The following is a 19,989-nucleotide window of genomic DNA, read 5'->3' on the forward strand; positions in this document are numbered from 1 at the left end:
CGGCCCTATTCCGCGGCGAGCCTGTTCCTGTCCAGCATCGGCTTGAGGTAGCGGCCGGTATGGCTGTCACCCTGCTCGGCCACCTCTTCGGGCGTGCCGGTGGCGACCAGTTGCCCGCCACCGTCGCCGCCCTCGGGGCCGATATCGATGATGTGGTCGGCGGTCTTGATGACATCGAGGTTGTGCTCGATCACCACCACCGTGTTGCCCTGATCGACCAGTTCGTGCAGCACTTCGAGCAGTTTCTTGACGTCAGCGAAGTGCAGGCCGGTCGTCGGCTCGTCGAGGATGTAGAGCGTGCGGCCCGTCGACCGCTTCGCAAGCTCCTTGGACAGTTTCACCCGTTGCGCCTCGCCGCCCGACAGCGTGGTGGCCTGCTGGCCGACCTTGACGTAGCCCAGCCCGACGCGCATCAGCGCATCCATCTTCTCGCGGATGCTCGGCACGGCCTTGAAAAACTCCTGCGCCTCTTCGACGGTCATGTCGAGAACGTCCGCGATGCTCTTGCCCTTGAAGCGGACTTCCAGCGTCTCGCGGTTGTAGCGCGCGCCCTTGCAGGTCTCGCATTCGACGTAGACATCCGGCAGGAAGTTCATCTCGATCTTGAGCACGCCGTCGCCCTGGCAGGCCTCACAGCGCCCGCCCTTGACGTTGAAGCTGAACCGGCCCGGCTTGTAGCCGCGCGCCTTGGCCTCGGGCAGGCCCGCGAACCAGTCGCGGATCGGCGTGAAGGCGCCGGTATAGGTCGCGGGGTTCGACCGGGGCGTGCGCCCGATGGGCCGCTGGTCTATGTCGATGACCTTGTCGAGGTGTTCCAGCCCCTTGATCGTCTCGCAGGGCGCGGGCGTCTGGCGCGCCCCGTTCAGCCGCACCGAGGCCGTCTTGAACAGAGTCTCGATGGTCAGGGTGGACTTGCCCCCGCCCGACACGCCCGTGACGCAGACGAACTTGCCCAGCGGAAAGTCCACGTCGATGGCCTGCAGATTGTTGCCGGTGGCCTTCTTGACCGTCACCTTTTTGCGGTTGCCCTTGCGGCGCGCGGCGGGGATGGCGATCTCGCGACGACCCGCCAGGTAGTCGCCGGTGACGCTGTCGGGCGTGTCCATGACCTGCTGCGGCGTGCCGCGGGCGACGACGACGCCGCCGTGGACCCCGGCGCCGGGGCCGATGTCGAGCACGTAATCGGCCTCGCGGATCGCCTCCTCGTCGTGTTCCACGACGATCACGGTGTTGCCCTGGTCGCGCAGGTTCTTGAGCGTGGTCAGCAGACGGTCGTTGTCGCGCTGGTGCAGCCCGATCGACGGCTCGTCCAGCACGTAGAGCACGCCTGTCAGGCCCGAGCCGATCTGGCTAGCCAGCCGGATGCGCTGGCTCTCGCCGCCCGACAGGGTGCCGGCGCTGCGCGACAGCGTCAGGTAATCGAGGCCCACGTTGTTGAGAAAACCCAGCCGCTCGCGGATCTCTTTCAGGATCGCGCGGGCGATCTCGTTCCTCTGCTGGGTCAGGCTATCGGGTACGCTGTCGATCCAGGCCAGCGCCTCCTTGATGGACATCTCGACCACCTGGCCGACGTGCAGGCCAGCGATCTTGACCGCCAGCGCCTCTTCGCGCAGGCGGTAGCCGCCGCAGGCGCCGCAGGGGCGGTTGTTCTGGTAGCGTTCGAATTCCTCGCGGATCCAGGCGCTGTCGGTCTCGCGGTAGCGGCGCGCCATGTTGGGGATCACGCCCTCGAAGCTGCGTGTGACCTCGTAGACGCGGCCGCCCTCGTCGTAGCGGAACCGGATCTGCTCATCGCCCGACCCGTAAAGGAACACGCGCTGCACCTTTTCGGGCAGGTCCTTCCAGCGGGTGCCGCGGTCGAACTGGTAGTGCTTGGCCAGTGCCTCGATCGTCTGCAGGAAATAGGGCGACTTGCCCTTGCGCCAGGGCGCGATGGCCCCGTTGCCCAGCGTCAGCGTGGCATCCGGCACCATCAGCGCCGGATCGAAGAACAGCTCCACCCCCAGCCCGTCACACGACGGACAGGCCCCGAAGGGCGCGTTGAAGGAAAACAGCCGCGGCTCGATCTCGGGGATGGTGAAGCCGCTGACCGGGCAGGCGAAATTCTCGGAAAAGGTGATGCGTTCCGGGTCGCCTTCGCGCGGGGCGGTTTCCAGCACGGCAATGCCGTTCGCGAGGTCCAGCGCGGTGCGGAAACTGTCGGCCAGCCGGGTCTCGATGCCCTCTTTCACCACGATCCGGTCGACCACCACGTCGATGTCGTGGCGGTATTTCTTGTCAAGCGTCGGCGGCTCGTCGAGTTCGTGGAAGTCGCCGTCCACCTTGACACGCTGGAATCCCTGTTTGCGCAGTTCCAGAAAGTCCTTGCGATACTCGCCCTTGCGGTCGCGCACGATGGGGGCCAGCAGGTAGCCGCGCGTGCCCTCCTCCATCGCCATGACGCGGTCGACCATGTCCTGGACCTGCTGGGCCTCGATGGGCTGGCCGGTGGCGGGCGAATAGGGCGTGCCCGCGCGTGCAAACAGCAGCCGCATGTAGTCGTAGATTTCCGTCACCGTGCCGACGGTCGAGCGGGGGTTCTTGCTGGTGGTCTTCTGTTCGATGGAAATCGCCGGGGACAGGCCGGTGATATGGTCCATGTCAGGCTTTTCCATCATGTCGAGGAACTGGCGCGCATAGGCGCTCAGGCTTTCGACATAGCGGCGCTGTCCCTCGGCGTAGATGGTGTCGAAGGCCAGCGAGGACTTGCCCGACCCCGACAGCCCGGTGATGACCACGAGCCGGTCGCGCGGAATGTCGACGTCCACGCTCTTGAGGTTGTGCTCGCGCGCGCCGCGCACCTCGATCTGCTTCAATTCGGCCATGCTCGCCCCCGGTCAGACTGGCCAAGAGATAGAGGAGCCGGGCGGAGTCTCCAACCAAAAAAACGGAACGATCCGCGAACATGCTCGGGGCCGACCAAAGCGGTCACGAGCACGGCAGGGCGGCTCGATGCTGGAACTGCAAGATACCCCGCGCGCACGGGGCCATTGGCCCTTGGGTCGGCTGCGACAACGTGGTTAACTCAGCGTCAAATACTGGATACCCGGAGGTTTCGCATGCTGCGCCTGGTCACCCTTGCCCTCGCCCTTCTGATCCCTGCGCTGGCCGCCGCGCAGGACCGGCCGAACACGATCCTCGTCCTCGACGGCTCCGGCTCGATGTGGGGCCAGATCGACGGGACCAACAAGATCGTCATCGCCCGCGACGTCGTCGGCACGATCCTCGACGATTTCCCCGACGGCGAAAACCTCGGGCTGACCGTCTACGGCCACCGCAGCCGGGGCGACTGTTCGGATATCGAGACGATCGTCGCCCCCGGCGCCGGCACGGGCGATGCGATTCGCGCGGCCGTGAACGGGATCAACCCGCGCGGCAAGACCCCCATGACCGACGCCGTGATCGCCGCCGCCGAGGCGCTGCGCTATACCGAGGAAGAGGCGACGGTGATCCTCGTCTCGGACGGGATCGAGACCTGCAATCCCGACCCCTGCGCCGCGGCCCGCGCGCTGGAACAGGCCGGGATCGGCTTCACCGCGCATGTCGTCGGTTTCGACGTGACCGACCCCGAGGCGCTGTCCCAGATGCAGTGCCTGGCCGACGAGACGGGCGGCAGCTTCACCACCGCCGCCGATGCCGCCGAACTGACCAGCGCGCTGGAAACCGTGGCCGTGGCCCCCGCGCCCGAACCCGAGCCTCAGGTCTTGCCGGTCACCTTCACCGCCGTGCTGGACGATGACAGCCTGATCGAAACGCCCGTTTTCTGGGACGTGACCGGCGAGTCGGGCGCGGTCGCCGAGGGCGAAGCCGCCAACCCGCTGGAGTTGGACCTGCGCGAGGGCGCCTATACCGCCACGGCCTATTGGACCGCGCAGGAGATCGAACAGAGCACGCAGTTCGTCGTCGTGGGCGACGGCCGCGATGTGACGCTCGTCTTCGATACCCCCGCCCCCTCGGCCCGAGTCATCGGCCCGGCCAGCGCCGCCCAGGGGGCCACGATCGAGGTCGGCTGGGACGGACCGAACGAGGAGCGTGACTACATCACCGTCTCGGAACCGGGCGAAGAAGGCTATGTCAACTTCACCTATGCACGCGACGGCAATCCGCTGCTGCTGCAGATGCCGTCCGAACCGGGCACGTTCGAGCTGCGCTATGTCCGCCGCGAGGGGCGCGAGGTGCTGGCGCGCGCCGCCATCGAGGTGACGCCGGTCGCGGCATCGGTCAGCGCGCCGGCCGAGGCCGGGATCGCCGCCGAGGTGCCCGTCGAGTGGACAGGACCGGACTACGACAGGGACTACGTAACCGTCTCGGTCCCCGGCGAGGACGGCTATGTCAACTTCGCCTACACCCGCGACGGCGCGCCGGCGACGCTCAAGATGCCCTCGCAGCCGGGGAACTACGAGGTCCGCTACATCATGCGCCAGGACCGGCGGGTCATGGCGACCACGCCGATCACCGTGACGGAGGTGGGCGCCACGCTGGATGCGCCCGACCAGGCCGCGCGCGGCGCGGATATCACGGTGGACTGGCAGGGTCCGGACCGCGACAGGGACTACCTGACCGTGTCCGAGCCGGGCGAGGACGGCTACATCAACTACGTCTATACCCGCGACGGCACGCCGGCCACGCTCACCATGCCGCCGGAACCGGGCGACTACGAAATCCGTTACGTCCTGCGGCAGGACCGTGAGGTTCTGGCCCGCCGGCCCATATCGGTCACGGATGTGCAAAGCGCGCTGGACGCGCCAAGCGAGGCCGTGGCGGGCGCCACCATCCCCGTGGACTGGACCGGGCCGGACCATGACCGCGACTACCTGACCGTGTCCGAACCGGGCGCGGATGGATACGTCAACTATGTCTACACCCGCGACGGCGCTCCGGGGCAGTTGACCATGCCGGTGGAGCCCGGCGATTACGAAATCCGCTACGTCATGCGGCAGGACCGGCAGGTTCTGGCCCGCCAGCCGATCACGGTGACCCCGATCAAGGCCACCCTGGACGCGCAGGAGAGTGCCCCGATGGGTGCCACCATCCCCGTTGACTGGACCGGCCCGGACTACGACAGTGACTACCTGACCGTGTCCAGACCGGGTGAGGATGGCTACGTCAACTATGTCTACACCAGCGGCGGTGCCCCGGGGCAGCTGACCATGCCGGTCGAACCGGGCGACTACGAGATCCGCTATGTGGTCCGACAGGACCGGACCGTGGCCGCGCGCCGCGCCATCACCGTCGCGCCGATCGAGGTGGCGTTGACCCATGACGCGCGCGCACCGGCGGGCGGCACCCTGACGGTCGGCTGGGACGGGCCGGATTACAGCAGTGATTACATCACGATCTCGCGGGTCGGCGACGACGGCTACGAGACCTATAGCTACAGCGGGAGCGGCAACCCGGCCCAGATTGCGGTGCCCGAGGCGCCCGGCGATTACGAGGTCCGGTATGTTCTGGCACAGGGCGACACCGTCGCGGCCCGGTCGCCCCTCACCGTGGAATAGGCGGCAAACGGACCCGGGGCGGCCGTGCGCGGCCGCCTCGTTCTTGTCCAATGGTTTCCGGTGCGTGGTGCCCGTCGGCGCTGAAAGCGCGCGCTACTCGGCCGCCTTGGTGGTATCACCGTTGCTGTCGGTCCCGCCAGGGCCGGACGTCTCTTTGCCATCCGTCGCCGCGCCACCGGTGTCGCCCTGCTGCGCCTTGGGCTTGCGCGGCTTGCGCTTGGGCCTGGGCTTCGGCTCGGGCTTGGATTCGGGTGTCTCGACAAGGGTGGTGTTGGCGTCGTCGGCCTCGGCAGTCTTCGCGGCCTCACCAGCCGCTGCAGCCTCTTGCGCCTTGAGCCGTTCGGTGCGCTCGCGGTCGCGCTCGGCCTGGCGTTCGCGGTTCTGGCGTTCCTGTTCCTCGCGCTTTGCCTCGACCTCGCGCTGGGCCTCGGCCAGCAGGCGCAGGTAGTGTTCGGCGTGCTGCGCGAAATTCTCGGCGTTCACGCGATCACCCGACAGTACCGCGTCGCGGTGCAACTGCTGATACTTGTCGATGATCTGCTGCGGCGTGCCGCGCACCTTGCCCTCGGGGCCCGAACTGTCGAACACCCGGTTGATGACATTGCCGCCCGAGGGCCGGTTGTTGCGGTTTTTCCGCGACCTGGATCGTGAGGATTTCATGAATGTAAGGTTCCAGCCTGTTTCTTGTCGCGGCCCGACCCCGCCTCGTGCAGAGGTCTTTCGTGTGATTTTCGGCCTGCGATTTTCTGGCGATGATCGAAGAGCGGGTCCGGCCCACATCCATCCGATAAACCTGACTAAGCATTGAGGGCCGTGGTCCGCAAGGGGATTCGGCAAAAAATGCGTGCAGGGCCGCCCGATCAGGGGGCGCCGGGCGGCTGTGTGCCGGTGACGACACGGTCGCGGCCGTCCAGATCCGGCAGGACCTGCACCTGCCCCAGTCCGGCCGCCTGCACCATCGCGCACACCGCCGCCCCCTGCGTCGGGCCGATTTCCAGCAACAGCCGCCCGCTCGGTGCCAGGTGCGCGGCGACCCCGGCGGTGATCGCGCGGTAGGCCGACAGCCCGTCGCCCCCGTCGGTCAGCGCAATGCGCGGCTCGAACCCCAGTTCGCGTTGCAAATCGGCCATGTCATCGGCCGCGATATAGGGCGGGTTAGACACGATCAGCTCAAAACGGCCGGTCACCCGGTCCCACCAGTCCGAGGGGTGCAGCGTCACCCTGTCAGCCACGCCGAGGGCCTGAGCGTTGCGCGCCGCCACCGCAAGCGCCGCCGATGACAGGTCGGTGCCGGTGCCCCGCGCCGCCGGGCGCGCCGCCAGCAGGCTGAGCAGAATGCACCCCGACCCGGTGCCGAGGTCCAGCACCCGCTCGACAGCGCCCTCAAGCGCCGTGGCCACGAGGGTTTCGGTCTCGGGGCGCGGGTCCAGCACATCGGCCGTGACCTCGAAGCGGTGATGCCAGAAATCGCGGTAGCCGAGGATATGCGACATTGGCTCACCCGCGCAGCGCCGCGTCACCATCTCTGCCAGCGCGCGCCCCGATCCCGCCCGGGCCAGACGGCGCGCCTCGCGGCGCGGATCGGGGATATCGGCTGCCGCCAGCCGGTCCGCGGCCTCGGCCTCGGTCACGCGCCCATCTCGGCCAGTTGCCGGGCCTGGGCATCCTCGATCAGCGCGTCGATGACCTCGTCCAGATCGCCGCCCATCACCTTGTCCAGCGCATGCAGCGTCAGGTTGATGCGGTGGTCGGTCATGCGGCCCTGGGGAAAATTGTAGGTGCGGATGCGTTCGGACCGGTCGCCGCTGCCCACCTGCGTGGCGCGCGCCTGCGCGCGGTCGGCATCGGCCTTTTGGCGTTCCATGTCGAACAGCCGGGTCTTGAGCACCTGCATCGCGATCTCGCGGTTGCGGTGCTGGGATTTTTCCGAACTGGTGACCACGATCCCCGTAGGCAGATGGGTGATCCTTACCGCGGAATCGGTGGTGTTGACGTGCTGGCCGCCCGAGCCAGAGCTGCGCATGGTATCGACGCGCAGGTCGTTGGGGTCGATACGGATGTCGACGTCCTCGGCCTCGGGCAGCACGGCCACCGTCGCGGCCGAGGTATGGATGCGCCCGCCGCTTTCGGTTTCCGGCACGCGCTGCACGCGGTGCACGCCCGATTCGAATTTCAGCCGTGCGAAGACGCTGTCGCCGCTGATCCGGGCGGTCACCTCCTTGATGCCGCCGAGTTCCGTCTGCGCCTCTTCCAGAACCTCGACGCGCCAGCCGCGGCTTTCGGCATAGCGCTGGTACATGCGCAGCAGGTCGCCGGCGAAAAGCGCGGCCTCCTCGCCGCCTGTGCCGGGGCGGATCTCGACGATGGCGGGGCGGCTGTCGGCGGCGTCGCGCGGCAGCAGGGCCAGTTTCACCGCCCGCTCCATCTCTGGCAGGCGCCCGCGCAGCTCGGCCAGTTCCGCCTCGGCCATCTCGGCCAACTCGGGATCATCCAGCATGGCCTCGGCCCCCGCGATCTCGTCGGTCAGGGCCTGGTAGGCGCGCAGCGTCTCGACCACCGGGCGCAACTCGGCGTATTCGCGGCCGACCGCGACGAAATCGTCGCCCGACAGTCCCTCGGCCATGCGCGCCTCGAGGTATTCGAAACGGTCGATGATCTGCTGCAGCCGGTCCCGGGGTATCATGCGGCAGGCTCTTGCCTATTCGGGCGCGCTTTGCAAGGCCCCCGCGGGCAGCGCCGCCAGCCAGGCGTGCACGCGGGCGGCGTTCACGCCCATGTCCGACTGGCCGAAGCGCAGCCGCGCGTGGACCGTCAGCGTCGTGGCGCCATCGGCCTGCGCATCGTTCCGTGTCAGGTAGGCGGTGGTGTAATCGGGAAACCCCCAGAGCGCCGAGCGGGTGACATAAGTGACGAACCCTTCGGCGGCCGATCCGGCCAACACCTGCGTGCGCGGCGTGTCCCGGGCGATCTCGTCGAGGGCGGCCATCACTGCCGCGGGGTCACCACTGACGACGCGCCGGGCGGTGAACCCGCCCGTTGCCGGATCGTCGCCGGGCGGCCCGGGCGGGGCGAAGCGGTGCCAGCGGTCCGGGTCACTGGGGGCGAGGCGGACGTAGGCCGCCGCGAGCACGACCAACAAGGCGACGAGGGCAAGGGGAACGGTGATCCAGCGCATGGGCGGGGCATAGCGCACCGGGCCGCAATTTGACAGGCCCTTCGTCGCCGATCCGGCCTTGGCCCGCCGGGTGACAGTGCTAGGGTCGCGGCGAACCATGAGAGGCCCGCCATGCGCACCGACCTGATCCGCGACACCCGGCCCGAGGTCCAGATAGACCGCCTGCTGGAAATCATGCGCCGCCTGCGCGACCCGGAGACGGGCTGCCCCTGGGACATCGCACAGACATTTGGGACCATCGCCCCCTACACCATCGAGGAAGCCCACGAGGTGGCCGATGCCATCGCCCGCGCCGACATGGCCGACCTCAAGGGCGAGCTCGGCGACCTGCTGTTCCAGGCGGTCTTTCACGCGCAGATGGCCGAGGAGGCCGGGCATTTCACCTTCGCCGAGGTCGCGGGGGCCATGTCCGACAAGATGGTCGCCCGGCACCCGCATGTCTTCGGCGCCGACACCCGCGAGAAATCGGCCGAGGAGCAGACCCGCGACTGGGAGGCGGTGAAGGCCGCCGAACGCGCCCGGCGCGGCGAGACCCGCACGCTCGACGGGGTCGCCCTGGGCCTGCCGGCGCTGTTGCGCTCGCTGAAACTGCAAAAGCGCGCGGCGCGCGTGGGCTTCGACTGGCCGGACGTGGAGCAGGTCCTCGACAAGATTGCCGAGGAGTCGCGCGAACTGGCCGAGGCCCGCGACGCGATGGGCGCCGACGCGATCGAGGACGAGATGGGCGATCTGCTGTTCGTCATGGCCAATTTGGCCCGGCATCTCGACGTCGATCCCGAGGCCGCCCTGCGCCGCGCAAACGCCAAGTTCCAGCGCCGGTTCGCGGCGATCGAGGACGCGCTGGCGCATATCGGCAAGACCCCGGCCGACAGCACCCTTGAAGAGATGGACGCGCTTTGGACCGCTGCCAAACGGGCCGAGAAAGCGTGAGCGTGGCCGGCCTGCGGCAGCGTGGCGCATAGCGCCCCGCGCGGGTGTCTATATCTCGACACTATGAGCATACTGACCCCAGTTCCCCCCGCCCAGCCCTGGTATGCCAGGGCGTTTTACAAACTGCCCGTCATAGGCTGGCTCGCCCGCGACCTGGCCTTCGGCGACAGCGACAACGTCTGGTATTTCCTGGTGATCTTGCTGACCGTCCTGGTGCTGTCGGTGGCCACCTGGGGTCTGCCCGCGCTGGTCGTGATCGCGCTGACCTATGTTCCGGTACACATGGCGCTGATGGTGATCCTCGCCCGACCCTAGAGCATGTCGCGCGAAAGTGGGAACCGGTTTTGCGCTCCTCGGACATGAGGAGTCATATAATTTGAGTGTGCCGCGTGAATGCGAATGAACGCGACACACTCCAAGCGGTCAAGTCGCGCCCTCGGTCTCGATCTTGAGGTCCGCGCCGCAGTGCTTGCAGTGAATGGCGTCGGTGTCGTGCCGGGTCAGACCGCAGGTGCCGCAGGTGTGCTTGACCTTGGCGGGCGAGAAGATCGCGCGCACCAGCTGCAGGAACAGACCCACGCCGACCACCATGATTCCCACAGACAGCAGCCGCCCGGCGGCAGTCGTCATGGTGATGTCGCCGAACCCGGTCGTCGTCAGCGTCGCAACCGTGAAATAGAGGGCGTCGACATAGCTTCCGATCCCCGGTTCCTCGGCCCCGCGCAGCACGAGGACCACCGCGGTCATGGCGAAGATGAAGACCAGCAGGTTCAGCGCGGCGACGAAGGTGTCCTCGTGGCGCCGGAACAGCAGCGAATCGCGGCGCAGATCGCGCATAAGGTGGTAGGAATGCACCAACCGCAGGGCGCGCAGCACCCGCAGCACCACCAGCCCCTGCCCCACGAACGGTGCCGCCAGCAGTGCGGCCAGCACGGCGATATCCACGATCACGTGCAGGCGCCGCAGGAAGCGCAGCTTGCTCTCGGAGATCCAGAACCGCAGCCCGAGGTCCAGCGCGATCAGGCCGCCGATCACCGCGTCCGCGACAAGCAGCTCGCGCGTGATGGGCATGGCGGCCGTGGCCAGGAAGAACGCGATGCTGAGCAGGTCGAAGGCAAGCAGCGCGTAACGGAACCGCGAGGCCCGCTTGCTGCGCCCCTCATAGAGCAGCCGCACCCTGTCGCGAAGCGGTCGATCCCCGGCCATGCGCGCCCTTCCCCGTTGCAGCGATTCCGCGCAGGCTAGCGCGGCCCCGCCGCCCCGTCAGCACTTTCCGCCTTGTCGGCCAGGTGCAGCCACTCGTCCTCGGCCGCCGACAGCTTGCCCTGCCGGTCCTCAAGCGCCTCGGTGGCCTTGCGGAACTTGACCGGCTCGCGCGTGAACAGATCGGGGTCGGCCAGCAGCTGCTCCAGCTTGGCGATCTCGGCTTCCAGCCGGTCGATCTCGCCAGGCAGGGCCTCCAGCCGATGCTTTTCGGTAAAGGACAGGCCCGGCTGCGCCTTGCGCGCGGGGGCGGCCTTGCCGGCCTTGGGTTTCGGTTTCGCGGCGGCCTCGGGCGCCGCCTCGGCACCCCGCTGGGCCTGGTAGTCGGTCCAGCCGCCGGCATAGAAGGTCGCGCGCCCGTCGCCCTCCATCGCGACGGTGGTCGTCGCCACGCGGTCGATGAAATCGCGGTCGTGGCTGACCAGCAGCACGGTGCCCGCGTAATCGCCGAGGATGTCCTGCAACAGGTCCAGCGTCTCGATGTCCAGGTCGTTGGTCGGCTCGTCCAGCACCAGCAGGTTGGACTCGCGCGCCATCAGCTTGGCCAGTAGCAGCCGCGCCTTTTCCCCGCCCGAGAGCGAGCGCACCGGCGCGCGGGCCTGGCGTTCGTCGAACAGGAACTCCTTGAGGTAGCCGACGACGTGCTTGGGCTGGCCGCGCACCATGATCTGGTCGGCCTGGCCGCTGACCCGCATCGACGGATCGCCGGTCAGGCTGTCCCAGAGCGTCATGTCCGGGTCGAGCTGCGCGCGCGCCTGGTCAAAGACGGCGACGGAAAGGTTTGTGCCGTGCTTGACCCAACCTGCATCGGGATCAACCTCGCCCAGCAACATCTTGATGAGCGTCGTCTTTCCGACACCGTTTGGCCCGACGAAGGCGACCCGGTCGCCGCGGTGAACGGTCAGGTCGAACCCGGTGACGATGGGTGTGCCGTCGTAGGACTTGGCCAGCCCCTCGGCCTCGATGACCTTCTTGCCGGACTTCGGGCCGTCCTCCAGCGCCATGGCCGCGGTGCCCTGGCGGCGGATCATCGCCGCGCGTTCGGCGCGCAGGTCCTGCAGGGCACGCACCCGGCCCTGGTTGCGCTTGCGCCGCGCGGAAATTCCCTCGACGGCCCAGCGGGCCTCGGCCTTGATGCGGCGGTCCATCTTGTGGCGCTGCTGGTCCTCTTCCTCCCAGACCTTGTCACGCCATTCCTCGAACCGGGCAAAGCCGCGCTCCTGCCGGCGCACCTGGCCCCGGTCGATCCAGAGCGTCGCGCGCGTTAGCGCCGACAGGAAGGCCCGATCGTGGGAAATCATTACAAATCCGGCCCTTGTCTGCGACAGTTCATGTTCCAGCCAGCGGATCGCCTGGATGTCCATGTGGTTGGTCGGCTCGTCCAGCAGCATCAGGTCGGGCGCCTCGGCCATCAGCCGCGCCAGCGCCGCGCGGCGGCGTTCCCCGCCCGAGGCCAGGCTCGGGTCCTGGTCCAGCTGCACCTTGAGCCCCTCGGCCACCGCCTCGACGCGCCAGGCCTCGGCCGGGTCCAGCGCGGCCGACGCGAAGTCGCCAAGTGTGGCGAACCCTTCCATCGTCGGGTCCTGCTCCATGTAGCCCACCGACAGCCCCGGCGGCACCACGCGGCTGCCGCGGTCGGGTTCAACAAGACCGGCCATCACCCTGAGAAGGGTGGACTTTCCCGATCCATTCCGGCCGACCAGGGCAACCCGGTCCCCGGGCTGGACGACAAGCGACAGGTCGTCGAAGACGGGGTCGCCGCCGAAGGTGAGCGAAACGTCGGAGAGCTGCAAAAGCGGAGCACGGGCCATGCCCGCCTGCTACGCCGAGGTGCGGCCGCCTGCAAGGGGCCGGGCATCGGCCTTCACGCCAGCGCCCGACGGGAACGCCGGCATCTCGAGCCCCGCGGCCATGGCCCGTAGCGCCCGCGCCCGAGCGGGCGGGATCGCGGCAACCTCGAGGCCGGTGAAGACATGCAGCGTGCCGAGCACCGCGTCGATCACCGCGTGATCGCTGACCCGTCCGCCCATCCCGAGGTAGCTGCGCAGCAGCGACGGCAAGGCCTGCCCCGCCCGCGGCCCCGGCGGGCCCCCGCCGGCCAGCGCCACGGTCCGCGGCGCGCGCTGGCCCGGCCGCCACGCCGTCGGCGCGACGTGCTGGTCCGCCAGCAGGGCGAAGCCCTCCGCATAGGGGGCGGGATCGGTGCCCGGAAACGACGAACAGCCGAACAGCATCGCCGCCCCGGCCCGGTCGACGATGGCCGTGAGCACCGCCCAGGCCAGCCGCAGCACGTCGGGGTCGCCGACACCGGGCCGGATGCAGAACCGCCCCAGCTCGATCAGCGGGCCGGGGCGCGCGGCCAGCGGTGCAAGGTCGTAGAACCCGGCGGCGTAGCTGTCGGACAGGTCCGCGCCGGTCTCGAACAGGCGCAGCCGGTAGGTGCAGGCGACCGCGCCGCCGCGATCGAAGATCAGAACGTGCTGGCACAGGGTGTCGATCGCGTCGGGCGTGCCCGAGGCCCCGGCCCGGTCGCCCCGGCCGAAGCAGGTCCGGCGCAGCGCCTGCGCGGCGGCCAGATCGGCGCCGGTCTGGGCGATCCGCGCCGCAAAGCGCCCGCGTTCGAGGATGGGGGGCTGGCGCACCCTCGGCTCCCTGTGTTGCCGGGTCAGCCCACCGTGTGCCGAAAGCGGCCCGGGGCGTCAGCCGCCCGGTGCCTCGAGCAGGCTGCCCGCGTCGAAATTGCCGATCGACCCCAGAAGCTGGCCGAGGAAACTGGTGTCCTGAATACCGTCGTCGGTGACCCGCCGTGACAGGCGCACGACGCGGCCGTCCTCCAGGCCGAAGCGTTCGATGTTGCGCACCACGCCGCGCGAATCGAAGCTGACGGCCAGAACTTCCCGTTCAACCTCGGTGGCTTCGGTGAAAGCGAAATGCCGGAACCGGCTCTGGACGTAATAGAAATTGCCATCGCCTAGGGCACTGCCCGTGGTCGGTGGCCCGGCGATCTCTTCGACCGTGGCGCGCGTGTCCTCGCCGGGGGTGAGCTGCGCGAGCGTCTCCCGCGGCGGGATGTAGCCGTGCGTGCGATGGACGGCCGTGCATCCGACCGCGGCACCGAGAGCCACCAGCAGGAACGCCGTCCTGATTCCCCGTCCCGTGCTGATCATGCTGGCTCCCCTGTCGGTTTCGGCCCGCCGGTCGGGCGGACCCGGACTTGCGTCCCGCGGCCGTGGCTTTTAACGCGGATACACCACACCCTCTGCCCTGTTCAAGGCTTACCCCGCCATGCCCGATCCCGCCACCCTGCCCGAACAGATCGTCCGGTTTTCCGAGTTGCCCGCACGCAAGCCGCACCGCTTTGCGCTGGAGCCCGCCCCCGAGGCCTGCGCGGCCGTGGCCGAGGCCCTGGGGATTCGCGGAGTGCGCAAGCTGCGCTTCGCCGGCGATCTGGCGCCTGACGGCAGCCGCGACTGGCGGCTGCGAGCGGGTCTGGGCGCGACCGTGGTCCAGGACTGTGTGGTCACGCTGGAGCCCGTCACCACCCGCATCGACGAAGAGGTCACCCGCGCCTATCGCGCCGACTTCGCCCCGCCCGAGGGCCCCGAGGTCGAGATGCCCGAGGATGAGTCCGCCGAACCGCTGCCCGCGGCGCTCGACCTCGCGCAGGTCATGATCGAGGCGCTTGCGCTGGCCTTGCCGCCCTACCCCCGTGCGCCAGGCGCCGAAACCGGCGAGGCGGTCTTCACGGAGCCGGGGAAGACGCCCTTGCGCGACGCCGACCTGCAGCCCTTTGCCGGGCTGTCCGGACTGCGCGATGCGCTCGATGCGGGCGCCGCCGAGGACCCTGACGACCCCCCGGGCGAGGCGGACTGACCCCGACCCGCAGACCAGCGCCGAAAAGGGCTTGCCAAACCGCGCGAGCGCAGTATTTTCGCGCGCTCTTGACGGATCGCGGCTCGACAGGCCGGGGCGTTTGCACTAGACCCCGCCCGAGACCCGTCACCGGATCAGAATTCACGCCGGTCCCGCCGCACGCGGGCCCAAGCCAAGCAGAGGTCGAGACATGGCTGTCCATCAGAACAAGGTGTCCAAGTCGCGCCGGAACAACCGCCGGTCCCATCACGCGCTGGACGGCGCCAACCCTAACGAATGCCCGTCGTGCGGCGAACTCAAGCGCCCGCATCACGTCTGCCCCGCCTGCGGCCACTACGCCGATCGCGAAGTGATCGCCCAGGCCGACGAGATCGATCTGGACGACGACGCGGCCTGAGCTGCTGCCCGGATCGGATGCCATGACCACGGCAGGACCGTCCAAGCAGACCGGCGCCGAGGGCATCCCGTCCGGGGACATCGTCCTGTCCATTGATGCCATGGGCGGCGACAAGGGGCCGTCCCCCATCGTGGCCGGTCTTGCGCGTTTCCTGAAAAAGCGGCCCGAGGCACGGATCATCCTGCACGGGGACGAGGCGCAGTTGCGCGATCTGGTGCGCAAGCGCCGGATCGGAGACTACGTCACCGTCCGCCACGCCCCCGACGTCGTGGCTATGGCCGACAAGCCCAGCAACGTGATGCGCCAGGGCCGCAACAGTTCGATGTGGTCGGCCATCGAGGCGGTGCGCGCGGGCGAGGCGCAGGTCTGTGTCAGTTGCGGCAACACCGGCGCGCTCATGGCGATTTCCATGGTGCGGCTGCGCAAGGTCGACGGCGTGAACCGGCCGGCCATCGCCTGCCTCTGGCCCTCGGGAAATGCCAGCGGTTTCAACATCATGCTCGACGCGGGCGCTGACATCCGCGCCGACCAGGATGATTTGCTGATGTATGCCCTCATGGGGGCGTCCTACGCGCGCAACTCCATGGGGCTGACGCGGCCGCGTGTCGGGCTGCTAAACGTCGGTGTCGAGGACCACAAGGGCCGGGCCGAGCTCAAGGTCGCCCAAGATCTGATCGCGAAGGCCGCCGAGCGCGGCGAATACGACTATGTCGGCTTCGTCGAGGGGGGCGACCTGCCCTCCGACCGGGTCGATGTCGTGGTCACCGACGGGTTTACCGGCAACGTCGCGCTCAAGACAGGCGAAGGCACCGCCAACATGATCTCGCAGCGCCTGCGCGAGGCCTTTCGCAAGACGCCGCTGTCACGCATCGCGGCGTTGCTGGCGGCGACCTCGCTGCGCCGGCTGAGCAAGCGGATCGACCCGCGCCGGGTCAACGGCGGGGTCTTCCTCGGCCTCAACGGCACCGTGATAAAAAGCCACGGGTCCGCCGATTCCACCGGCGTTCGGGCGGCGGTGGACATGGCCTATCAACTGGCGGCCTCGGGCTTCTCGCACCGGCTGGCAGCGCGGGTTGCATCCGCCGCGGCGCTTGCGCAGGATGGCGCAGAAGCTGGCGCGCCCCTGCTGGCGGATGTGACCCTCCCGTCACCCGGCGCGCCGACGGCAAAGGACCACAACAGCACATGACACGCCGGGCAGTCGTACGGGGCATCGGGCACTACCTGCCCGAGCGCGTCGTCCCGAATTCCGACTTCGAAAAGACGCTGGACACGACAGATGCGTGGATCCGCAGCCGGTCGGGCATCGAGCGGCGCCATTTCGCCGCCCCGGGCCAGACCACGTCGGACCTGGCCACCCGCGCCGCGCAAGCCGCGCTGGCCAATGCAGACATGGCCGGCACCGAGATAGACGCGGTGATCCTGGCCACCTCGACCGCCGACCTGACCTTCCCCTCGGCCGCGACCATGGTGCAGGAGGCCATCGGCAACACAACCGGCTTTGCCTTCGACGTGCAGGCGGTCTGTGCCGGGTTCGTCTATGCGCTGGCCAATGCCGACGCGCTGATCGCCTCGGGCCAGGCCGAGCGCGTGCTGGTCATCGGGGCCGAGACCTTCAGCCGGATCATGGACTGGACCGACCGCGGCACCTGCGTGCTCTTCGGTGACGGCGCGGGCGCGCTGGTGCTTGAGGCCTCCGAGGTCGCTAGCACCCCTGCCGACCGCGGTATCCTGGCCACCGACCTGAATTCCGACGGGCGCTTTCGCGATCTGCTCTATGTCGACGGCGGGGTGTCCACGGGCAACGCGGGCGTGCTGCGGATGCAGGGCAAGGAGGTCTTTCGCCACGCCGTCGACAAGTTGGCGACGACGGCCGAAACCGCGCTGACGCGCGCCGGGCTGACCCATGACGAGGTGGACTGGGTGGTGCCGCACCAGGCCAACATCCGCATCATCGAGGCCACGGCCCGGAAACTGGACCTGCCCATGGCGCGCGTCGTGGTCACGGTTCAGGATCACGGCAACACCTCGGCGGCCTCGATCCCGCTGGCGCTGTCTGTCGGGGTGCAGCGCGGGCAGATCAAGCGCGGCGACCTGATCGTGACCGAGGCCATCGGCGGCGGTCTCGCCTGGGGCGCGGTGGTGCTGCGCTGGTAGGCGAAAACCGCCCATCAAGTCCATCGCCCAAGTGCCTGTTATTGACTCTCTTTTTGACACGCGCCTAAAGTCGCTGAAAAGCAGGGGGACGGCATGTCGGAAAAGACGCTCACACGGATGGACCTGGCCGAGGCCGTTCACGAGGAAGTCGGCCTGTCGCGCAACGAAAGCGCCGAGCTGGTCGAAACGGTCCTGCAGCACATGTCCGACGCCCTCGTGAGGGGCGAGAACGTCAAGATATCGTCCTTCGGCACCTTCTCGATCCGCGACAAGGCCGCGCGCATGGGGCGCAATCCCAAGACCGGCGAAGAGGTGCCGATCTCGCCCCGCAGGGTGCTCAGCTTCCGGCCGAGCCATCTGATGAAAGACCGCGTCGCGCATGGCAACAAGCGCTAGGGGCACGAGGGGATGACCAAGTCCCGCGACGCCTTTCGCACCATTTCCGAGGTGGCCGAGTGGCTGGACACCCCGGCGCATGTACTAAGGTTCTGGGAAAGCAAGTTCACGCAGGTCAAGCCGGTCAAGCGGGCCGGCGGGCGGCGCTACTATCGCCCCCAAGACATGGAATTGCTGGCCGGAATCAAGGCCTTGCTGCATGACGACGGGATGACCATCAAGGGCGCGCAAAAGCTGCTGCGCGAAAAGGGGATCAAGCACGTGTCAGCAATGGGCCGCTCGCTGGAGGGTAATGACGGGCTTGGATCGGCCCCGGCCCTAGAGGCGGAACCCGCGACGGTGCAGGACAACGCGCCGGTCGCGCCCCCGGAAGCGGCGCCCGCCACGGCGACCGGTCCCGGCGTTCCGCCGCCGGCCGAGGTCACGCCCCCGCATGTCGATCCCGTCCACGCGCCCGGGCCGGACAATGTGGTGCCACTCACGTCCGCACCGGAAACGTCCGACCCGACCCCGGCGGCGGACGATACCGACAGCGACGCACCCGAGGAGCCCCCCGCTGCCGCGTCGCTGGACGGGATTCCCGACGACCCGGCCGACTCCGATGCGAAGGCGCGGCCGCGGATCATGCACCTGCTGCGCCGTATCCCCGAGCCCGAGCGCCAATTGCAGGCCCGCGCTGCCGAGATCGCGCCCCTGCTGGACCGGCTGCAGACCCTGCGCGACCGCCTTGATCAGCGTTGACGGGCGCGATGCCAGAGCAAAACGGCAATTCGCCCTTGCGGCGCGGGGCCGATTTAGTATGTAGCGAGCGTAGTCGGGCTATGGCGCAGCTTGGTAGCGCGTCCGTCTGGGGGACGGAAGGTCGCAGGTTCGAATCCTGCTAGCCCGACCAACAAAACCGCCCGTCGGCGCATCCGCGCGGCGGGCGTTTTTGCATCCGGCGGGCCTGCGAGGGAGGGGCGGCATGACAACGGCACGGGCAACCGGCGTTCTGGCCGACCACCAGATCGAAGCGTTGATCGCCGAGGCGCGCATCACCGCCGAGGCACCCATCCTCAACGCGCAGGTCCAGCCGGCCTCGCTCGACCTACGGCTGGGCGATACGGCCTACCGGGTCCGGGCCTCGTTCCTGGCGGGCAAGGACCGCACGGTGATGCAGCGGCTCGACGACCTGACCATGCACCGCATCACCCTCACCGGTGGCGCGGTGCTGGAAAAGGGCTGCGTCTACGTGATCCCGCTGATGGAAAGGCTGAGCCTGCCCGCGGGCATGACGGCTGCGGCCAGCGCCAAGAGCTCCACCGGCCGGCTGGACCTCATGACCCGGGTCATCACCGATGACGGCGTTGAGTTCGACCGCGTCCCCGAGGGCTACGACGGCCCGCTCTATGCCGAGATCTGCCCGCAGAGCTTTTCGGTGCTGGCCCAGCCGGGCCAGTCGCTCAACCAGGTGATCTTCCGGCAGGGCCACACCTTTCTCAGCGATGATGAGCTGGCCGCGGTTCATGCCAAAACCCCCGTAGTCAATGGCGCGCCGGTGATTTCCGAGGGGCTGGGCTTCTCGGTGGACCTGCGCCCCGGCAACGGCGACCTCGTGGGGTATCGCGCCAAGCGGCATAGCGGCTTGGTGGACCTCGCGCGGGTCGACCACCACCCGCCCGAGGACTATTGGGAAGAGGTGCGCACCACGCAGGGTCGCATCATCCTCGACCCCGGTGCCTTCTACATCCTGGTCAGCCGCGAGGCGATCAGCATCCCCCCCGACCACGCCGCCGAAATGGCCCCCTACCTGGCCATGGTGGGCGAGTTCCGGGTGCACTACGCGGGCTTTTTCGACCCCGGCTTCGGCTGGGACGGCGCCGGCGGGGCGGGGTCACGCGGGGTGCTGGAAGTGCGCTGCCACGAGGCACCCTTCGTACTGGAACACGGCCAGGTCGTGGGTCGGCTGGTCTACGAACGCATGTCGGCGCGGCCCGCCGCCCTCTACGGCCAGGCGATCAAGTCGAATTACCAGGGCCAGGGGCTGAAACTGTCCAAGCATTTTCGCGCGTCAACGCGGGACAATTAAGGCCCGGCCGGCGAGAGCCGCCCAACGCCACGACACCTGGGTTTTCCACACGCGAAGAAACGGAAAATGGCGCACCCGATAGGATTCGAACCTATGGCCTCCGCCTTCGGAGGGCGGCGCTCTATCCAGCTGAGCTACGGGTGCCCATGTTGTACCCGCCGTCCGGTGAAATTTGCGCTGCACCGCGTCCGAC

The 19,989-nt window shown here is 68.6% G+C and carries 19 protein-coding genes and 2 tRNA genes; 11 read left to right on the forward strand and 10 right to left on the reverse strand.

Features of this window, described 5'->3' with window-relative positions:
- Window positions 1-5 precede the first annotated feature (5 nt).
- Complete coding sequence (uvrA, locus tag BU124_RS06955) at window positions 6-2,864, reverse strand: excinuclease ABC subunit UvrA (RefSeq protein ID WP_084862059.1); 2,859 nt, start codon at window positions 2,862-2,864, stop codon at window positions 6-8.
- A gap of 234 nt (window positions 2,865-3,098) precedes the next feature.
- Between uvrA and BU124_RS06960 the strand changes: the two genes are divergently transcribed.
- Window positions 3,099-5,537 carry a VWA domain-containing protein gene (locus tag BU124_RS06960; protein ID WP_084862060.1) on the forward strand — a complete coding sequence of 813 codons (2,439 nt, stop codon included), beginning with the start codon at window positions 3,099-3,101 and terminating at the stop codon, window positions 5,535-5,537.
- Window positions 5,538-5,630: 93 nt separating this feature from the next.
- Here BU124_RS06960 and BU124_RS06965 read toward each other — a convergent pair whose 3' ends face one another.
- The 4 genes from BU124_RS06965 to BU124_RS06980 form a co-directional block, all read right to left on the reverse strand.
- Window positions 5,631-6,197, reverse strand: coding sequence for a DUF4167 domain-containing protein (locus BU124_RS06965; RefSeq protein ID WP_084862061.1), 567 nt, complete (start codon window positions 6,195-6,197; stop codon window positions 5,631-5,633).
- A gap of 200 nt (window positions 6,198-6,397) precedes the next feature.
- On the reverse strand, window positions 6,398-7,168 hold the full coding sequence (gene prmC, locus BU124_RS06970) for a peptide chain release factor N(5)-glutamine methyltransferase (protein ID WP_245831632.1): 771 nt from the start codon (window positions 7,166-7,168) through the stop codon (window positions 6,398-6,400).
- Window positions 7,165-8,220 (reverse strand): peptide chain release factor 1, encoded by a 1,056-nt coding sequence (gene prfA / locus BU124_RS06975; RefSeq protein WP_084862062.1) that lies wholly within the window; start codon window positions 8,218-8,220, stop codon window positions 7,165-7,167. Before prfA ends, prmC begins: the two co-directional genes overlap by 4 nt.
- 15 nt (window positions 8,221-8,235) lie before the next feature.
- Window positions 8,236-8,712 (reverse strand): DUF1499 domain-containing protein, encoded by a 477-nt coding sequence (locus tag BU124_RS06980; protein WP_084862338.1) that lies wholly within the window; start codon window positions 8,710-8,712, stop codon window positions 8,236-8,238.
- Between the two features lie 111 nt (window positions 8,713-8,823).
- Between BU124_RS06980 and mazG the strand changes: the two genes are divergently transcribed.
- Complete coding sequence (gene mazG, locus BU124_RS06985) at window positions 8,824-9,642, forward strand: nucleoside triphosphate pyrophosphohydrolase (protein ID WP_084862064.1); 819 nt, start codon at window positions 8,824-8,826, stop codon at window positions 9,640-9,642.
- A 63-nt stretch (window positions 9,643-9,705) separates the two neighbouring features.
- Window positions 9,706-9,957, forward strand: a complete 252-nt coding sequence (locus BU124_RS06990; protein ID WP_084862066.1) for a hypothetical protein — start codon at window positions 9,706-9,708, stop codon at window positions 9,955-9,957.
- 108 nt (window positions 9,958-10,065) lie between these two features.
- On the opposite strand, the gene BU124_RS06995 is transcribed toward BU124_RS06990, so the two are convergent.
- The 4 genes from BU124_RS06995 to BU124_RS07010 are packed head-to-tail and all read right to left on the reverse strand — an operon-like array spanning window position 10,066 to window position 14,072.
- Complete coding sequence (locus BU124_RS06995) at window positions 10,066-10,848, reverse strand: potassium channel family protein (RefSeq protein ID WP_084862068.1); 783 nt, start codon at window positions 10,846-10,848, stop codon at window positions 10,066-10,068.
- A gap of 35 nt (window positions 10,849-10,883) precedes the next feature.
- Entirely contained in the window at window positions 10,884-12,716 is a 1,833-nt protein-coding gene (locus tag BU124_RS07000) for an ABC-F family ATP-binding cassette domain-containing protein (protein WP_084862070.1), read from the reverse strand.
- 9 nt (window positions 12,717-12,725) lie between these two features.
- Window positions 12,726-13,547, reverse strand: coding sequence for a GNAT family N-acetyltransferase (locus tag BU124_RS07005; RefSeq protein WP_245831633.1), 822 nt, complete (start codon window positions 13,545-13,547; stop codon window positions 12,726-12,728).
- 57 nt (window positions 13,548-13,604) lie between these two features.
- Window positions 13,605-14,072, reverse strand: coding sequence for an outer membrane protein assembly factor BamE (locus BU124_RS07010; RefSeq protein ID WP_084862072.1), 468 nt, complete (start codon window positions 14,070-14,072; stop codon window positions 13,605-13,607).
- Window positions 14,073-14,190: 118 nt separating this feature from the next.
- On the opposite strand from BU124_RS07010, the gene BU124_RS07015 reads away from it, so the two are divergent.
- The 8 genes from BU124_RS07015 (at window position 14,191) to BU124_RS07050 (ending at window position 19,796) form a co-directional block, all read left to right on the forward strand.
- Window positions 14,191-14,778, forward strand: a complete 588-nt coding sequence (locus BU124_RS07015) for a YceD family protein (RefSeq protein WP_084862075.1) — start codon at window positions 14,191-14,193, stop codon at window positions 14,776-14,778.
- Between the two features lie 190 nt (window positions 14,779-14,968).
- Window positions 14,969-15,175: a 50S ribosomal protein L32 gene (gene rpmF / locus BU124_RS07020; RefSeq protein ID WP_084862078.1), complete on the forward strand. Its 207-nt coding sequence runs from the start codon at window positions 14,969-14,971 to the stop codon at window positions 15,173-15,175.
- A 22-nt stretch (window positions 15,176-15,197) separates the two neighbouring features.
- On the forward strand, window positions 15,198-16,364 hold the full coding sequence (gene plsX / locus BU124_RS07025) for a phosphate acyltransferase PlsX (RefSeq protein WP_084862080.1): 1,167 nt from the start codon (window positions 15,198-15,200) through the stop codon (window positions 16,362-16,364).
- The gene (locus BU124_RS07030) at window positions 16,361-17,332 is read left to right on the forward strand and encodes a beta-ketoacyl-ACP synthase III (protein ID WP_084862083.1); all 972 of its coding nucleotides are present in this window, start codon (window positions 16,361-16,363) and stop codon (window positions 17,330-17,332) included. Before plsX ends, BU124_RS07030 begins: the two co-directional genes overlap by 4 nt.
- Window positions 17,333-17,425: 93 nt before the next feature.
- Window positions 17,426-17,728 carry an integration host factor subunit alpha gene (ihfA, locus tag BU124_RS07035; RefSeq protein ID WP_084862085.1) on the forward strand — a complete coding sequence of 101 codons (303 nt, stop codon included), beginning with the start codon at window positions 17,426-17,428 and terminating at the stop codon, window positions 17,726-17,728.
- 12 nt (window positions 17,729-17,740) lie between these two features.
- Window positions 17,741-18,469 carry a MerR family transcriptional regulator gene (locus tag BU124_RS07040; protein ID WP_084862087.1) on the forward strand — a complete coding sequence of 243 codons (729 nt, stop codon included), beginning with the start codon at window positions 17,741-17,743 and terminating at the stop codon, window positions 18,467-18,469.
- Window positions 18,470-18,543: 74 nt separating this feature from the next.
- Window positions 18,544-18,620 (forward strand) — tRNA-Pro (locus BU124_RS07045).
- Between the two features lie 72 nt (window positions 18,621-18,692).
- A complete protein-coding gene (locus BU124_RS07050; protein ID WP_084862089.1) occupies window positions 18,693-19,796 on the forward strand; it encodes a 2'-deoxycytidine 5'-triphosphate deaminase in 1,104 nt (367 codons plus the stop codon).
- A 67-nt stretch (window positions 19,797-19,863) separates the two neighbouring features.
- Here BU124_RS07050 and BU124_RS07055 read toward each other — a convergent pair.
- Window positions 19,864-19,940: transfer RNA gene (locus BU124_RS07055), tRNA-Arg, on the reverse strand.
- Window positions 19,941-19,989 lie beyond the last annotated feature (49 nt).

Origin of the sequence: Salibaculum halophilum (assembly GCF_002094885.1) — a bacterium.
GTDB lineage: Bacteria > Pseudomonadota > Alphaproteobacteria > Rhodobacterales > Rhodobacteraceae > Salibaculum > Salibaculum halophilum.

What these genes read in the sequence shown, in the direction of transcription:
- uvrA (WP_084862059.1), bottom strand. Translation starts at nt 2,864, where the DNA reads ATGGCCGAATTGAAGCAGATCGAGGTGCGCGGCGCGCGCGAGCACAAC.
- BU124_RS06960 (WP_084862060.1), top strand. Translation starts at nt 3,099, where the DNA reads ATGCTGCGCCTGGTCACCCTTGCCCTCGCCCTTCTGATCCCTGCGCTG.
- BU124_RS06965 (WP_084862061.1), bottom strand. Translation starts at nt 6,197, where the DNA reads ATGAAATCCTCACGATCCAGGTCGCGGAAAAACCGCAACAACCGGCCC.
- prfA (WP_084862062.1), bottom strand. Translation starts at nt 8,220, where the DNA reads ATGATACCCCGGGACCGGCTGCAGCAGATCATCGACCGTTTCGAATAC.
- BU124_RS06980 (WP_084862338.1), bottom strand. Translation starts at nt 8,712, where the DNA reads ATGCGCTGGATCACCGTTCCCCTTGCCCTCGTCGCCTTGTTGGTCGTG.
- mazG (WP_084862064.1), top strand. Translation starts at nt 8,824, where the DNA reads ATGCGCACCGACCTGATCCGCGACACCCGGCCCGAGGTCCAGATAGAC.
- BU124_RS06990 (WP_084862066.1), top strand. Translation starts at nt 9,706, where the DNA reads ATGAGCATACTGACCCCAGTTCCCCCCGCCCAGCCCTGGTATGCCAGG.
- BU124_RS06995 (WP_084862068.1), bottom strand. Translation starts at nt 10,848, where the DNA reads ATGGCCGGGGATCGACCGCTTCGCGACAGGGTGCGGCTGCTCTATGAG.
- BU124_RS07000 (WP_084862070.1), bottom strand. Translation starts at nt 12,716, where the DNA reads ATGGCCCGTGCTCCGCTTTTGCAGCTCTCCGACGTTTCGCTCACCTTC.
- BU124_RS07010 (WP_084862072.1), bottom strand. Translation starts at nt 14,072, where the DNA reads ATGATCAGCACGGGACGGGGAATCAGGACGGCGTTCCTGCTGGTGGCT.
- BU124_RS07015 (WP_084862075.1), top strand. Translation starts at nt 14,191, where the DNA reads ATGCCCGATCCCGCCACCCTGCCCGAACAGATCGTCCGGTTTTCCGAG.
- rpmF (WP_084862078.1), top strand. Translation starts at nt 14,969, where the DNA reads ATGGCTGTCCATCAGAACAAGGTGTCCAAGTCGCGCCGGAACAACCGC.
- plsX (WP_084862080.1), top strand. Translation starts at nt 15,198, where the DNA reads ATGACCACGGCAGGACCGTCCAAGCAGACCGGCGCCGAGGGCATCCCG.
- BU124_RS07030 (WP_084862083.1), top strand. Translation starts at nt 16,361, where the DNA reads ATGACACGCCGGGCAGTCGTACGGGGCATCGGGCACTACCTGCCCGAG.
- ihfA (WP_084862085.1), top strand. Translation starts at nt 17,426, where the DNA reads ATGTCGGAAAAGACGCTCACACGGATGGACCTGGCCGAGGCCGTTCAC.
- BU124_RS07040 (WP_084862087.1), top strand. Translation starts at nt 17,741, where the DNA reads ATGACCAAGTCCCGCGACGCCTTTCGCACCATTTCCGAGGTGGCCGAG.
- BU124_RS07050 (WP_084862089.1), top strand. Translation starts at nt 18,693, where the DNA reads ATGACAACGGCACGGGCAACCGGCGTTCTGGCCGACCACCAGATCGAA.